This window comes from Microcoleus sp. Z1_B2 (assembly GCF_036700325.1).
Classification (GTDB): Bacteria; Cyanobacteriota; Cyanobacteriia; order Cyanobacteriales; family Microcoleaceae; genus Microcoleus.
This window is the reverse complement of sequence record NZ_JAUBOQ010000055.1, coordinates 1-14,972: the sequence shown is the minus strand read 5'-3', so window position 1 is coordinate 14,972 and position 14,972 is coordinate 1. Positions and strand designations below refer to the sequence as shown.

13 protein-coding genes are annotated in these 14,972 nt (G+C 42.9%); 10 read left to right on the top strand and 3 right to left on the bottom strand.

What is annotated here, in order from left to right; genetic code table 11:
* The first annotated feature begins 352 nt into the window (after nt 1-352).
* The 5 genes from QT984_RS25155 (at nt 353) to QT984_RS25135 (ending at nt 5,221) form a co-directional block, all read left to right on the top strand.
* A complete protein-coding gene (locus QT984_RS25155) occupies nt 353-2,218 on the top strand; it encodes a hypothetical protein (RefSeq protein WP_333375190.1) in 1,866 nt (621 codons plus the stop codon).
* 390 nt (nt 2,219-2,608) lie between these two features.
* Nucleotides 2,609-4,294: a DNA repair helicase XPB gene (locus QT984_RS25150; RefSeq protein WP_333375188.1), complete on the top strand. Its 1,686-nt coding sequence runs from the start codon at nt 2,609-2,611 to the stop codon at nt 4,292-4,294.
* A 6-nt stretch (nt 4,295-4,300) separates the two neighbouring features.
* Nucleotides 4,301-4,423 (top strand): hypothetical protein, encoded by a 123-nt coding sequence (locus tag QT984_RS25145; protein WP_333057272.1) that lies wholly within the window; start codon nt 4,301-4,303, stop codon nt 4,421-4,423.
* Between the two features lie 41 nt (nt 4,424-4,464).
* Nucleotides 4,465-4,905, top strand: a complete 441-nt coding sequence (locus QT984_RS25140; protein WP_333057273.1) for a hypothetical protein — start codon at nt 4,465-4,467, stop codon at nt 4,903-4,905.
* Nucleotides 4,892-5,221, top strand: coding sequence for a type II toxin-antitoxin system PemK/MazF family toxin (locus QT984_RS25135; RefSeq protein WP_333057275.1), 330 nt, complete (start codon nt 4,892-4,894; stop codon nt 5,219-5,221). Before QT984_RS25140 ends, QT984_RS25135 begins: the two co-directional genes overlap by 14 nt.
* Nucleotides 5,222-5,314: 93 nt before the next feature.
* Here QT984_RS25135 and QT984_RS25130 read toward each other — a convergent pair whose 3' ends face one another.
* Both QT984_RS25130 and QT984_RS25125 read right to left on the bottom strand, forming a co-directional pair.
* Nucleotides 5,315-5,782, bottom strand: coding sequence for a DUF29 domain-containing protein (locus QT984_RS25130; protein ID WP_333057276.1), 468 nt, complete (start codon nt 5,780-5,782; stop codon nt 5,315-5,317).
* Nucleotides 5,783-5,879: 97 nt separating this feature from the next.
* Complete coding sequence (locus QT984_RS25125; protein WP_333057277.1) at nt 5,880-6,338, bottom strand: DUF29 domain-containing protein; 459 nt, start codon at nt 6,336-6,338, stop codon at nt 5,880-5,882.
* A 201-nt stretch (nt 6,339-6,539) separates the two neighbouring features.
* On the opposite strand from QT984_RS25125, the gene QT984_RS25120 reads away from it, so the two are divergent.
* The 5 genes from QT984_RS25120 (at nt 6,540) to QT984_RS25100 (ending at nt 14,147) form a co-directional block, all read left to right on the top strand.
* Nucleotides 6,540-7,685: an iron-containing alcohol dehydrogenase family protein gene (locus tag QT984_RS25120; protein WP_333057278.1), complete on the top strand. Its 1,146-nt coding sequence runs from the start codon at nt 6,540-6,542 to the stop codon at nt 7,683-7,685.
* Between the two features lie 99 nt (nt 7,686-7,784).
* Nucleotides 7,785-8,969 (top strand): aspartate aminotransferase, encoded by a 1,185-nt coding sequence (locus QT984_RS25115; RefSeq protein ID WP_333057279.1) that lies wholly within the window; start codon nt 7,785-7,787, stop codon nt 8,967-8,969.
* A 395-nt stretch (nt 8,970-9,364) separates the two neighbouring features.
* Nucleotides 9,365-11,872, top strand: a complete 2,508-nt coding sequence (locus QT984_RS25110) for a dynamin family protein (RefSeq protein ID WP_333057280.1) — start codon at nt 9,365-9,367, stop codon at nt 11,870-11,872.
* 73 nt (nt 11,873-11,945) lie between these two features.
* Nucleotides 11,946-12,818, top strand: a complete 873-nt coding sequence (locus QT984_RS25105; protein WP_333057281.1) for a hypothetical protein — start codon at nt 11,946-11,948, stop codon at nt 12,816-12,818.
* A gap of 15 nt (nt 12,819-12,833) precedes the next feature.
* Nucleotides 12,834-14,147, top strand: a complete 1,314-nt coding sequence (locus QT984_RS25100; RefSeq protein ID WP_333057282.1) for a hypothetical protein — start codon at nt 12,834-12,836, stop codon at nt 14,145-14,147.
* Nucleotides 14,148-14,226: 79 nt separating this feature from the next.
* On the opposite strand, the gene QT984_RS25095 is transcribed toward QT984_RS25100, so the two are convergent.
* On the bottom strand, nt 14,227-14,972 hold a 746-nt coding region (locus QT984_RS25095; RefSeq protein WP_333375184.1), incomplete at its 5' end, for a hypothetical protein.

The following is a 14,972-nucleotide window of genomic DNA, read 5'->3' as shown; positions in this document are numbered from 1 at the left end:
GGGGCAAGTTTATCGGATACAGGTTTTTTATTTCTCCACGGATGAATCCGGGGGCTTGTATCCTGGATGCTTTCGCTCACGATTGTAAATAATTATCTCACACTCCGAGTTAAATCTCAAATCTCAAATCTTAAATTAAGATTATTTACCTAAAAGTGTGCAAGAATAGTTGTGTAATTCCGAGTTGTTTAGAACGCCTCCTTCTGTACTTGAGCAGATAAATTTGCGTGCTTAAAAATAAATATTAAACCAGAATTTGAATTTTTGTCACAAAAATTCAAATTACAAATCGGGGAAAGTTGTTATATTTGGTAGCACAAACAATTTTGCAGCAGGCGAATTGCCAAAAATTATGCCGCGTTACCAAACCATAGATGATGTTCCTACCCTCCAAGAGGCACTGGAAGGAATAATTGTTGAAGATTTAAAAAAGCTGAATGCACTGTTGTCGGGCGATCGTAAATTAACCCGCAAAGCTGACCTGGTTGCTGGGATTAAACAGCAAATGCAGGGAGAAAAACTTAAGCAAGTTTGGGCGCAATTAGACGATTTGCAAAAAGCGGCCGTAGCGGAAGTTATACATGGGTCAGGTGGTGGCTATGATGCCGATGTATTTGTGGCGAAATACGGACAACAACCAAACTGGGGAACCAGCGATCGCTATGGATACAACCGAGAACCATCCCTACTATGCTTGTTCTTCTACGGCACTGTGATACCCTACGATCTTGAAGAAAAATTGCTGAAGTTTGTGCCAAAACCTCAAGGAATTTCCTTAAATCTGGTTGGTGATGTACTGCCAGATAATTTTATGGTTCGTGTAGAAAAACGTAACTTTCGTACATCTAAAAAAGAGGTATCCGAGTACGAACTTCCTTTGACTATTTGTGAAATGGAACGGGCAGCCCCAAAGGATTTGGAAGCAGTTTTGCGTCTGATTCAGTCGGGCAAAGTTGCCGTTAGTGAAAAAACCGCATTACCTGGTGCTGCAACTCTAAAAGCGATCGCCGCCGTATTGCAAGGGGGTGATTTTTATAACGACGAACAGCGCCAAGCTACCTTGGAAAAGGGCGATCTATTCTACGAGGTTGGTAACATCAAATCCTTTGCTTGGGCCCCGATCGCCCAAGGGAGCAAATTCGCCGAACAATCGGGCAAAAAGCTAGTTTTGACCAAAGCGGGACAGAAAGCTTTGCAAGAATCACCTGCCAAAGGATTACAGACAGCATGGAAGCGCTGGTTAAAAACAAACACTTTTGATGAATTTCGCCGCATTGATGCGATTAAAGGACAAACTGGCAAGGGCGCGCGCGGCATGACAGCGGTGGCGGGGCGGAGAGAGGCGATCGCCTCAAGGCTAGCAGAATGTCCTGTCGGTAAATGGGTTCTGTTTAGCGAATTTAGCAGGTATATGTTGGCAACGGGCAATCGGTTTGAAGTAACGCGCGATCCCGACAATCTCTATATTTCTGAATTTGGGTATGGTAACTTAGGATATTCGGGCAGTCACGATTGGCATATTCTACAAGAAAGATATATGCGCTGCCTGTTGTTTGAATATGTTGCTACCCTCGGAATAATTGATGTTGCCTATGCCGATCCGTCCCTCATACCCAGCGATTTTGACGATCTTTGGGGAACGGACGATTTGAGATTTCTCAGTCGCTACGACGGCTTAATATCTTTTCGCCTGACAGCTTTGGGGGCTTACTGTTTGGGATTGACTCACAATTACACCCCGCCAGCAATTGAGTTCCGTCAAACACTCCGCGTACTGCCCAATTTAGATATTGTTGTAGCAGGAGAAGGCATTGCGGCATCAGATGCGATCGTCCTCGATCTCTATGCTAAAAAAGTTTCCGATGTCGTCTGGCAACTCGATCGACAAAAGCTATTTACCGCCATTGAAGCCGGATACCCGCTAGCAGAATTTAAAGAAGTTTTAGAGACAAGAAGTATCGAACCGCTACCCGAAACTGTACAGCAATTTCTGACGGATGTTACAGAACGAGCGAATAGTTTGCAAGATGTAGGAACTGTCAAGTTAATCGAATGTACAAACGCCCATTTAGCAGTGTTGATTGCCAATGATTCCCGTACCAAAAAATTCTGTCAGCTAGCGGGCGATCGCACTTTAGCAGTTCCATTATTCCAGGAAACTAAGTTTCGCAACGCCCTGCGGCAAATCGGCTACGTCTTACCCCAGCGGGATAAATAGTAATACCATTTCTCTAAAATCGTGCAACACTCTTTGACCCCCCCTAGCCCCCCCGCTGCATTGCGGGGGGAACAAGAATACTGTTGCATTCTTTTTTTAAATTGGTATAAGATTGTGTCCGGTGGTATCGATCGCACTTGCGCCAGGATGCAGCAGTCGGATACAAATTCTGAAATTATTACTCAGATTATCGCCCGACTCCTTCACCGCTACAAGTATCTATAGCAATCCTAAATCATTTGTGAGTTTCTTACTCCCTCCCCTTACCAAGGGGAGGGTTGGGGTGGGGTAAAAAATTTATGACTCCTGCAAGGATTGCTATACAACCAATTAAAATTATCTGCGTTTATCTGCCTTTTATCTGCCTTTTATCTGCGATCGCAACAACCTATGAATTATGTTCCCGAAAATGCTTTGATCGTGCAAAGCGATCGATCGATCTTACTAGAAGTTCACGCCCCCACAGCACAACAGGCGCGAGAAGCGATCGCCCCCTTTGCCGAATTAATCAAAAGTCCCGAACACATCCACACCTATCGCATCACGCCCCTCAGCGTGTGGAATGCGCGGGCGGCGGGAATGCCAGTTGAAGACGCGATCGCAGCTTTGCGAAAATATGCCAAGTATGCCATTCCTGAGTCCGTAGCGCAGGAAATTGAACTGTTGGGGACGCGATATGGATTAACTGTAATTGAAAGAATCGATGCGGCTAGCCCGGATTTACAACTGCGAATTGCCGATTTGCCCCTAGCGGAATTGCTGGTACGGGACGATCGCGTTAAACCAATGTTGGGCAAGCGCATCTCGGATCTTTGCTTTCAAGTCGATGCCGGGAATCGCGGCGTACTCAAGCAAGCTTTACTAGCGGTGGGCTATCCGGCAGAAGATTTGGCTGGATATGTCGAGGGTGCCGAATTAGGGATTTCTTTGCGCGATCGTACTTTAGCGGACTTGCCCTTTAATTTGCGTGCTTATCAACAAGAAGCAGCAGAGGCATTCTATCAGGACGGGGAGGTAAAAGGTGGAAGTGGGACGATCGTCCTACCGTGCGGGGCTGGTAAAACCATAGTCGGGATGTTAGCCATGAGTTTGGTAAAGCAAAAGACACTCATCCTCACCAGCAGTTTGACTTCAGTGCACCAGTGGCGCAGGGAAATATTAGACAAAACGAGTTTAACTGAGGATGCGATCGCTGAGTACAGCAGTGTCTCCAAACAGACGGCTGCTGTCACCCTATCGACTTACCAAATGCTAAGTTATCGATCGAATAAAGATGATGAATTCCCGCATTTCGAGTTGTTTAACGCCCAATCGTGGGGACTGATTATTTATGATGAAGTCCATCTATTACCTGCACCGATATTTCGGATCACCGCTGAATTGCAAGCACGACGCAGGTTAGGTTTAACTGCGACATTGATTCGCGAAGACGGGAAAGAAGGCGATGTTTTCACATTGATTGGGCCCAAGCGCTATGACGTACCTTGGCGCGAATTGGAAGGACAGGGATTTATTGCGACTGCGAATTGTACGGAAATCCGTGTCGCCCAAAATGAGGCGGAAAAAATGGAATATGCCCTAGCGCCCCGCCGCAGCCAGTTTCGGATTGCTGCGGAAAATCCGGGTAAGTTGGATGTGGTACAAAGTTTGTTGCAAAAGGAGGCGGGACACCGTATTTTAATTATTGGTGAGTATCTCGAACAGTTGGATGCGATCGCCAAAATTACCGAATTGCCTCTGATTACGGGGAAGACAAAACAGGCAGATCGCGATCGGTTATACGAAGCATTCCGTCACAAAGAAATTCCCGGATTAATTCTATCTCGCGTGGGCAATTTTGCCGTCGATTTACCCGATGCCGATGTGTTGATTCAGGTATCAGGAAAGTATGGTTCTCGCCAAGAAGAAGCGCAGCGCCTCGGACGAATTCTCCGCCCGAAATCCGACGGACATACTGCAAGTTTTTATACATTAGTATCGCTACAAACTTGCGAGGAGGATTTTGCCCGACACCGCCAACTGTTTCTGACTGAACAGGGCTACAACTATCGCATAGAAGTTCAAGGCGATGGTTAGTTAGCCTTGCATAATAGACTTCTGACAAATCAACAGTCGGCGCGCATTGGAAGTGAAACTGGCAGTTTGCAAAAAGCTAAAATTGATGAGCAAGGGCGATCGCCCGGAGAGGGAGCAAGTCAGCTATAATTTTATAAGTAAATTAATTTTACTGTTAGTGTAAAACTCCCATGAACCAACCAGCACAAACTTTTACATACCCAGTGATTTTTTTGAGACTCGGAAATCTCGAAAAAACTTTATTAGAAAATTTGCAACTGCTTCCCACAGAAAAGCGACAGGAAGTTCTGGATTTTGTGCAATTTCTTGTACATCAAGCACAAGTAAAACAGTCACCAAATGAAAGTTCTGAGTCCAATATTTTGCAAACAGAGCCATCGCATCCCAAGCGCTCGTTTATTGAGTTTTTGAGTTGCGTATTAGAATCCCCTCCAATACTAAAACCGTTTGTAGAGATAACAACCCAAGAAGATTTAACCGCTGCCCAATTAACAGAGTTTTTTGTAGTCAACAGCGAAGACTTTTTAATTAATTCAACCATTACTCGCAGTCACGAAGCTTTTTTGAACAGCTACGCACCCGAAGACGAAGGACTTTATGACGACTATTAATCCTGGTGATTTTTGGGTGGCAAATATTCCTTTTACAAACGGCGCAGACTATAAAAAACGCCCCATACTTTTACTTTGGTTGGATGGGGATGATGTGGTAGCAGCCGCCGTCACCTCTGCAAAACCCCGCAGCCAAACTGATGTATTTCTTAATGATTGGTCTGTCAGCGGTTTGCGCGTTTCTTCAACAGTGCGTTTGTCTAGATTAGATTGTTTGGAAAAGTCTTTGTTGCTAGCGAAAATCGGGCCAATTTCTCAAGCAGATGCAGCAGCAGTGAAACAAGTCTGGGAGTTGTACGTTAAGCCTCAATTCTAACATATATAAGGTTCTTCGTAAGTCCCGATCAGTAAACAGGTTGGGTTGATAAACCAGGTGGCTACGTCAGTCCAAAAAATGCGATCGCGCACTTTACTCAAAATTTCCATCTTCTAAAGCGCCATCCGACAAATTATATTCATCCTCAAAAACTTCCGACCAAGCAAGTGAGGTTAATTGACATTTTTTACCCATTTCATCCTGGGCATCTTTCAGCGCAACTTTAAAACATTTCTCCCAGAGAGACTCAATAAAATCACGATTTAAAATCGGCATTTCTTCTTGACTTTCTTCAAGCTCTCGCCGCGCCGAACGAATACTAATAGCCCAGCTAGCTGTTCGTTTTTCAGGTTGATTTTTCCATTTAATAACATGAAGCATTAAACGAATTAACTGGCTTTTTAATGCTCGTTTTTCGGTTCTTCCCATTGCTTCAATTAAGGATTCTAAACCTGCCGTTGCTTCCATAGATTTTCCTTCTTTGAGAAGTGTCTGGACTGTGACAGCCGTTTGATAATGAGAACACACTGCTAACCAGTCCCAATCTTGTTTAGTCAGCATTGCCCTATCCTTGAAATTGCTTATATTCCTAAATTTATCATAAATCAATAGTTATGGCAATCGGCGGTTGAATCCAGATTTCGTATCGATCTAAACTTTAATTTTCTTCATCGTTATCAGATAAAGTATATTCCTCCTCAAAAACTTCTGACCAAGAAAGGGAAGTCAATTGACATTCAACTTTCCTCATTTCGGTGTTAGCCTCTTTCACGGCTGCTTGAAAACATTTATCCCAAATAGATGCAATAAATTCACGATTTAAACTAGGAACTTCTTCCTGAATATCTTCTATTTCTCGGCGTGCGGATAGAATGCTAATAGCCCAGCTAGTAGTTTGTTTTTGAGGTTGAGATTTCCATTTAATAATATGAAGCATTAAACGAATTAACTGGCTTTTTAATGCTCGTTTTTCGGTTCTTCCCATTGCTTCAATTAAAGATTCTAAACCTGCCGTTGCTTCCATAGATTTTCCTTCTTTGAGAAGTGTCTGGACTGTGACAGCCGTTTGATAATGAGAACACACTGCTAACCAGTCCCAATCTTGTTTAGTCAGCATTGCCCTATCCTTGAAATTGCTTATATTCCTAAATTTATCATAGCGATCGCCCCTCAACTGGGTCCTCCCATCCCCCAACAGCCCAACAATACTTAATAAAAACTTTATAAAACTTACCATTTCCGCATAGATTAGAGTTATCCTAGAAAATCCAGCAATCCTGCAAAGCGTCAACCTTCTCGTCACTTATCCAGTGGTTCGATGACTCAAACCCAAAGCACTAAAACCGCCACCGCACCAGCAATTTATTCCTTGACAATTGCTCCCGCCTGTGTATTGCGAGGTCGATCGGCGATCGCACAAGCCGGAGATGCGATCGCCCGTTTCGGAAAGCGGCCGCTAATCGTCGGCGGCAGCAACTCCCTCGCCGCCGCCCAACCCTACCTGCAACCAGTCCTCGAACAGCAGCAGTTAAAATCCGCCGAAACAGCATACGGCAAGGATTGCAGCGAAACCAGCCTCGAAACCCTCCGCGAAGCAGCCAAAACCCATCAAGCCGACTTCATCATCGGAGTTGGCGGCGGCAAAGCCTTAGACGCAGCCAAACTCGTCGCCCATCAGTGCAAAATCCCGATCGTCACCATACCCACATCAGCAGCCACCTGTGCCGCTTGGACAGCCCTTTCTAACATTTATTCAGAACAAGGTGCATTCCAATACGATGTCACATTAGCCAGATGTCCAGACTTATTAATACTCGATTACGGTTTGATTCAAACCGCACCGCAGCGGACATTAGTAGCAGGAATTGGAGATGCGATCGCCAAATGGTACGAAGCATCAGTCAGCAGCGGACACTCTGAACAAACCCTGATAATTTCCGCCGTTCAACAAGCTAGAATACTGCGCGATATTTTATTCCAAAAATCAGCCGCCGCCCTCAAAGAACCCGGTAGCGAAACCTGGCAAGAAGTCACAGATGCGGCCGTATTGCTAGCAGGAGTAATCGGTGGAATCGGTGGTGCTCAATGTCGCACCGTCGCCGCCCACGCCGTCCACAACGGCCTAACTCATCTATTAGCAAGTCACGGCACATTGCACGGCGAAAAAGTCGCCTACGGCATTTTAGTACAACTGCGACTAGAAGAAATGCTGCAAAACAATCAACTCGCCGCTAGCGCCAGACAGCAACTGCTAAAATTCTACGCCGAGATTGGATTGCCCCAAACTTTAGACAACCTCGGACTCGGAGACATTACCATCACAGAATTGCAGCGCGCCGCCGACATAGCCTGCAATCCCAATTCCGACATCCACCGACTGCCTTTTAAAGTTGTTCCCCAACAATTAATGGCAGCGATGGTTTCTACCACCGCACCTGTGGGAGAATTAAAGATTAAGAATTAAAACAGTTTGTAGTAAGGACTAAAGTCCTGAAAAGGCTGTGCTAGCAAGGACGAAAGTCCTTACTACAAACCACGAAAACTGACAACTGACAAAAAATAAATGACCTTGGATTGGATTACCCCTGCTGACAGGTTGCAAAAACTACCGCCCTACGTATTTGCCCGTCTCGACGAACTCAAAGCCCGCGCCCGCGAACAAGGACTCGATTTAATAGACTTAGGAATGGGAAACCCCGACGGGGCGACTCCTCAACCAGTAGTAGAAGCGGCTGTCGCAGCCATCCAAAATTCTGCAAATCACGGCTATCCACCCTTTGAAGGAACTGCCAGTTTCCGCCGTACAATTACTAAATGGTACAGCCGCCGCTACAACGTTGAACTCGATCCAGAAAGCGAAGCATTGCCTTTGTTGGGTTCTAAAGAAGGTTTAGCACATTTTGCGATCGCCTATATCAATCCAGGGGACGTAATATTAGTACCAAGTCCTGCTTATCCCGTATTATTTCGCGGCCCAATCATCGCCGGTGCAAAAGTTCACAACATCATCCTCAAACCAGAAAACGACTGGGTAATTGACTTAGCCGACATTCCCGACAGCGTAGCCGAACAAGCCAAAATACTCTATTTCAATTATCCCAGTAATCCGACTGGAGCAACTGCACCCCGCGAATTTTACAAAGATATTGTTGCTTTCGCACACAAACATCAAATCTTGCTGGTTCACGACTTGTGTTATGCGGAATTAGCCTTTGACGGCTATCAACCGACAAGTTTATTAGAAATTCCCGGCGGTAAAGAAATCGGGGTGGAATTTCACACCATGTCCAAAACCTACAATATGGCCGGCTGGCGCGTCGGTTTTGTAGTAGGAAATAGCAAAATTATTCAAGGTTTGCGGACATTAAAAACTAACCTAGATTACGGTATATTTTCCGCTTTGCAAACAGCAGCAGAAACAGCACTGCAATTGCCGGATAGTTACTTGCACGAAGTGCAGAATCGTTACAGGACTCGCCGGGATTTCATGGTGGAAGGATTGGCAGAATTAGGGTGGAATATTCCTAAACCTCTGGCTGCAATGTATCTTTGGGTTCCCTGCACTCCGGGCATGAGTTCGACTGATTTTGCCCTCAATGTTTTGCAGCAAACGGGTGTTGTGGTGACTCCTGGCAATGCTTTTGGGCCGGGCGGCGAAGGATATGTGAGAATTAGTTTAATTGCAGATTGCGATCGACTGGGAGAAGCATTGCGGCGTTTGAAACAAGCAAACATTCGCTATCAATAGTCATTGGTTATTGGTTATTGGCGATCGGCCGCTCACTCTGCATCAACTCATTATTATGTTGAGGGTGACACCCATTATCCCCTAAACATAATAATGAGATTAACAAGCTCAGGCGCATATAAATTGTACAGTCAAGTTTGATGAAATTAGGGTGGGGTGTCCCGCCCGCCCGAAAAATATAACGCAAGGTGCGGGACAGCCTAGTGTGTAGGATGCCCCAGAGCAGAATAAACCTGTTAAAATCGAAATAATCAATCTCCGACGCACTCTACAAGTTGATTTAAGAGTCACTCTTTATTTTGTGGCCAGGTTTAAAACATCCGTGGATGTACGATGTCCGACGCCGTGCCTCCTTAGTTATACTTAACAAAGATCATTAAGAAAGCATTTTTGCTATGTCCCTAATTGAATCTAAGTTAAACAACACCCGCAACCTTTTACAAGAATTAGGCAACTCAGTCTCTACCTTAGTCAAATCGTCCCCGGATGTTTTTGCTGATTCGGCGATTCAATCTTGCCTACAGGATTTTTTAACTGTTTATCAAGAAGCCGTCCAACGCCTAGAAAATCCTAGTTTTCGGATTGCTACTCTGGGCACAACTTCCTCTGGAAAGTCAACGATTGTTAACGCGCTGATTGGTCGAAAAATCGCACCGATTGAAGCCGGAGAAATGAGTGGGGGTGTATTAACCATCAAACATTCTCAAGAACCGAGATTAATGATTGCAGAAACGGAAGATGCTGCTTGGGATGTTGGTGAATGGACGGGATTAAGCGATGAGGATGTATACCAGCGGATTCGCGAGGTGATGCACTCCTATCACGCGGCGCGGAAAAAGCGTGAGTATGTTGCGCCACAAATAACCGCTCATCTTCCTCTTTTACCTGCTTGTGATGCTTCTTTGCTAGATTTACCCAACGGAATCGGAGTTGAATTGATTGATTTACCGGGATTGAAATCTGTTCAAGACCGGGCTAACTTAGCCACTATCCAAAAGCAAGTTAATAAAGCTTTTAGTTTAGTGGCTTTGGACTATATGCAGGTAGATGATGAGCACAGAAAACGCTTATTAGAAGAATTAAAGAAAGTTGTCGAATATCTACAAGGTCGCACAGATTCGATGATTTTTATCTTAAATCGGGTCGATAACCTAGGAGCAGATGATTTACCCCTATCAGAGCGGATTGATAAGTTAAGAGAAGAAATTAAAGAGGTCTTATCGCTTCCCGAACTTCCTGATGTTCTGCCTTTTAATGCTCGTCTTTTATATTATGCTCAGTGTGCTTGGGGTTCAGGAGCTTTTAACCAACCGTCAGTGATGAGTCAGGAGATACGGTTAAAACTCCTTAAAGCTATGTTTCAAGACTGTGCAGGAGTTATTAAATTAAATACTAAGGAGAACCGCGATTTAAAGAATTGGTTTCGCGATATTGAAGATCGGGTAGAAGACAATGAGGCTATTGATGATGAAACCATGCGGCAAATTCTCCACTATTCTTTTGAATGGAGTGGAGGTAGAGAACTTTGGGATCGTTTCCGTGTGCGGGTTCAAGAATCATTTGCTGAATTGGTAATACTTCCTGCTTTGTTGGAAGTATTCGATAATTACGATGCTTTGGCCAAATCTCTCGATATTCTGATTCAAACCAGAAAAATTTACAATCAAGAGCAGGTTGAACAAGAAAAATATAAAATTGCTAAAACCCGTCAAGATTTACATAAAAATTTTAAGAAAATTAGCCAACAATTTAAGGGCGAAATTAAGGAAATAATAAATCTCTTGAAAAGCAATGATCCTAATGATCAGATTAAGAGTAAACAAGCGGCTGAAAAAAAAGTTTTTAATGGTTTTTCTCTGATGCAGAATGCTGTCGCTGAGGTAGAAGGAGACTTAACCAAGGTTCTAATTGTTCCAGTTCGTGATGCTTTTAAAAATAATCAAGGAGCTTTTGAGCTAAGAGATAAACTACGGGAAGTTATATTCCCTTCATTGGCTGATGATATTTCTCAAGCCTATGATAATGTTAGTCGTAGACTCAGTACATTTTCTTCTGAGTCAGACAACTTAGTTAAGCGTGTACGGGCTGATGATGATAACGGAAAAAAAGAACTTGAACATGATGAACGCTATGTTCGCCTGCTATATCACAGGATGAGAGAAGCTATATCCGTAAGAGCGGAGTTTTTCTTGCAAGGAAAAGCCCAGCAATTTGAACAAGCATTAGAATCATTAGTGAATGAGCAAGTTAAGAGATTAAAAGTTTGTTTGTCAGATAAAACTTTTTCTTCGATTAATCTTGAACAAGCAGCCATCAGTAATTTACGCAAAAAGTTAGCTCAAAACTTGCCAACTTTACCTGAGAAGTTTTTTGAACTTTCCGCTCCTATCAAACAAAATCGCTCCACAAAAAGAGAAGTAGTTGGCAAAAAAACAGAGTATGAAACTCGCACAAAAACAGAATATCAAGACTATACAGAATCTTATCAAGATGGTTCTTGTTTCTCTAGCACAAAAACGAGAACAAAAACACGACCTGTAACCCGTAATTACCAAGAAGCGGTAACTCGGAATATTTACGAAGATATCGAGTATGTTGAACTTTTCCTTCCTTCTCCCGACTTAATGGCAAAACAATGGTTAAGTGGAATTGAAAAAGGGAAAGGGAGTTTGTGGGAGATTTTACGTGAGTGGATTATCAAACGGTTAGATGATGTTAGCAGTATCTTTGAAGAATCAGTTGATGAGATTACCAATCTAGCTGAACGTGCTTTACAACAACAATTAACTATCCTTGAGGAAAATTTTGAGCAGCAAAAACAGTTCTGGCTTGATTTTGAAGTTCAAAAAGATCATGCAACAGCGGTTTGTCAAACTTTAGAAGAAGATTGTCGTCAATCTTAAGTCTGCTGTTGTATAATTTGAGGGAGCATCTTGCTCCCTCTTTAAACAATCTATTCTTTAAGGATTAACAATTATGTTTTCTCAAAAGTTAAACGAAGTAAGAGAACGAATAAGACATGAATTAACAGGTAGTAATCCTCTGGATTTTTATTTGTATCACTCTACTAGAATTTGGTGCCAAGAGCTTGATATAAATAAAGATATTTCTGCCTATATTCTGAGAGGTTATGATCGTCAGCCTGAAATAAAAGACTTAACCAATTATATTTATCAAGAAGGCCAAATAGAAAAGCCAAATTGGGCTATACTAACTCGATCTGGATTCTATCAATATATAAACGCGCTTTTTAATCGAATGAACATTAGGAGGGAAAACATGGAATTTATTGTGCTTATTGCTTTCGCTATTACCGCAATTGGTTACTGGATATATATACTCAATCAACAAAAACAACAAACAACTCGTGGAGAAGAACCCAGACAAGATAATCCTAATCCTCTGGCTCCTACTGTTTCTACAGTTCAAACGCCTTCAATTCCAACTCCTTCAATTCCAAAAGTTACTAATCAGTTTTTAATTTTAGTAGTGTCTCATTCACAAGCCGATTTTCTTAAATCACTGGTGGCCAAAAGCCGCATTAATTCTAATGATGGGGAATCTCTTTATGAAATCACGAAATATTTATGGCTAGGCTCTGAAACTGAATACTCTAAAATAAAAAGTAATATCAGCGAGTATTTAGTCGCTAAAGGAGAAGAATCAGAATATGATATTTATCTAGTCTATATAAAACTAGATCAAGCTGATGAAGGATTCACTTCAAATGTGGATCAACTGGATAGATATGATGCTTTCCGTAAATTAGCTGATTTATCAGTTAATCTTACAATCTCCGATAGATTGCAAATGGAAGCCTATGGAAACATTGAAGTTTACAATCGTTAAACAGGAGAAAGTAAAATGCTGATTGATACCACTCTGTTAGTTAACAATCCCGAAATTATCAAGGGTTTACTCGATGGCTCAATGCAACGCTACGGAAGCGTTATTAGATGGGCTGCGGGTACTGCAAATGGTGGTCAAATTGTCCGCCATTTAGCCGAAACTCCCGGACTGACTAGCAAACTGATGACTGTTCCATTTTCTCCCATTTTGGGAGGAGTTGATGTTATTGGTCATGGGCTTAGCTATCATAAATTAATGGGTATTGAAAAAACCCTATCCTCAGTGATGGGGTTAACTCAAATTACTGCCGGCGCAAGTGTTTTAAACCTTGGTGTTAGTATTGCTGGCTTTGCCTATATGGGCTATAAATTGCACCAAATACAAGAAAATTTAGGCTACATTCAACAGTCAATGCAAGAAGGATTTAACCGAGTTGAAGCGGGCTTAAATCGGATTGAAAATAACTTAATAGCAGGTTTTAATCATATTGATAATCGCTTAAATCGTGTTGACGATGGCTTAAATATTATCTCTGGACAATTGGCATATCTGTATTTATTAGTAGAAGACAGCCGCCAAAAGCAAAAAAGCCTTGCTAAAGCTATTTCCCATCTTCATCAAGCCATGCTAATTAAAGAAATTGCAGCTTTAAAAGCTGAACTTTACGATCGCTCTCTTTTTCCTGATGAATCACCGAGATCAGCCATTAAAACAGCTTCCCGTGTGGGATTATTTTTCAGTAATCAAGCAATGCAAGCTACCCCAGAATTAGATGCTGAAATTATGCTTAATGCTGATGTTTCTATTCAAGGTTGGGCTGTAGCCATAGCAACAGCAGCCAATCTTCTCTTAGAAATAGGGAAACATCAAGAAGCTAAAGAATTACTGGCGTTACAAATCCCCCAATTTAAACAAGTCGCGGAAAGATGGGGTAAGGCACTAATCAATGATGAAAACACTTATCTATCTACTGCTTATCGCTTTACTAATTCTCGGTTTAAAAACCATATTGCCTCAGAACGAGTAGAACGAATTACGGAAATATCACCAAGCGATCGCACTTTATCTCCTGACCAAATCCGAGGCAAAAAAAATTATGTTGATGTAGAGTTTGAAATGTCCTATAGTTCTGCTAAATTTGATCAAACATGGACACATCGCCAAATTGCTGTAGCTGAATATTTGGATGGGTTGAGTGAACTTTCAGCAAGATTAGAGGGTTTAGAATCGTTTGCAAATCTGTGCGAAAGTAAAGGTGTTAAAAGCAGCCGTGAAATTCTGCCTGGGCCAGACAGTGAACCGGGCATATACATACTACCCAGCACATAGGGTAGGGTGCGTCAGAAGCCCAAACCCTTATTCTATCAATCTATAACTTGCTCTGACGCACCCTACAAATGACTGATAACTATAACGTTTGAATTTGCTCTATCACCCAATCAAAAGTTTCCATAACTTGCTTGAGGGCAGATTCGTCTTGCAAAGTAAACAAAGCCAGACTCGGCGACCTTCTCTCGCCCGGTTCTATAGGCAGCGACAGACCGATCGAACTCAGTTTACTTCTCAATTCTAGCCAATTTTGTTCCGCATTAAACGGCGGCTGGGAACCATAATTGTCAGCCGAAATCTCCATTCTGGCAGCAATATCTACAGTGAATAACTGATAGGGTTTTCTTCCCCTTTGAGGCAATTGAGCCGTGAAACCGCCGTAGGCGTCCCCCGTTCCCCAGTGGATTTGAACTTCGGGTTCTTGACTTTTTGCCCATCGGTAAATAGCTTTTGCCATTTGCGCCTCGTCCGCGCCTCGTCTAGCTTTGATTTCGGCAAAAAATGAAGATTCATCCCAGCGCCTTCTTTCGCGCGTTGCGCTGGATTTTTTCTGCTGTGCTTCCGCTGTCTGACCGATCACTCTGGGAACCAGCGTTTTCAAACCGTCTTCACTTACATACTGCTTAATTTCCAGGGCCAAAACTTCAACGGGGTCCATTTGTTCGTTGAGAAATTCCACAACTCGGCGCATTTCAGCGGAAATCTCGTCAGCTACAAACACTAAGCGAACTTTACCCGCTTGCAAATTAGTTTTAACCTTCTGCCAAAATAGGTCTTCATTAGCATCCGCACCGAGAAACTCTTCAAAAATCTGTTCAGGATCGC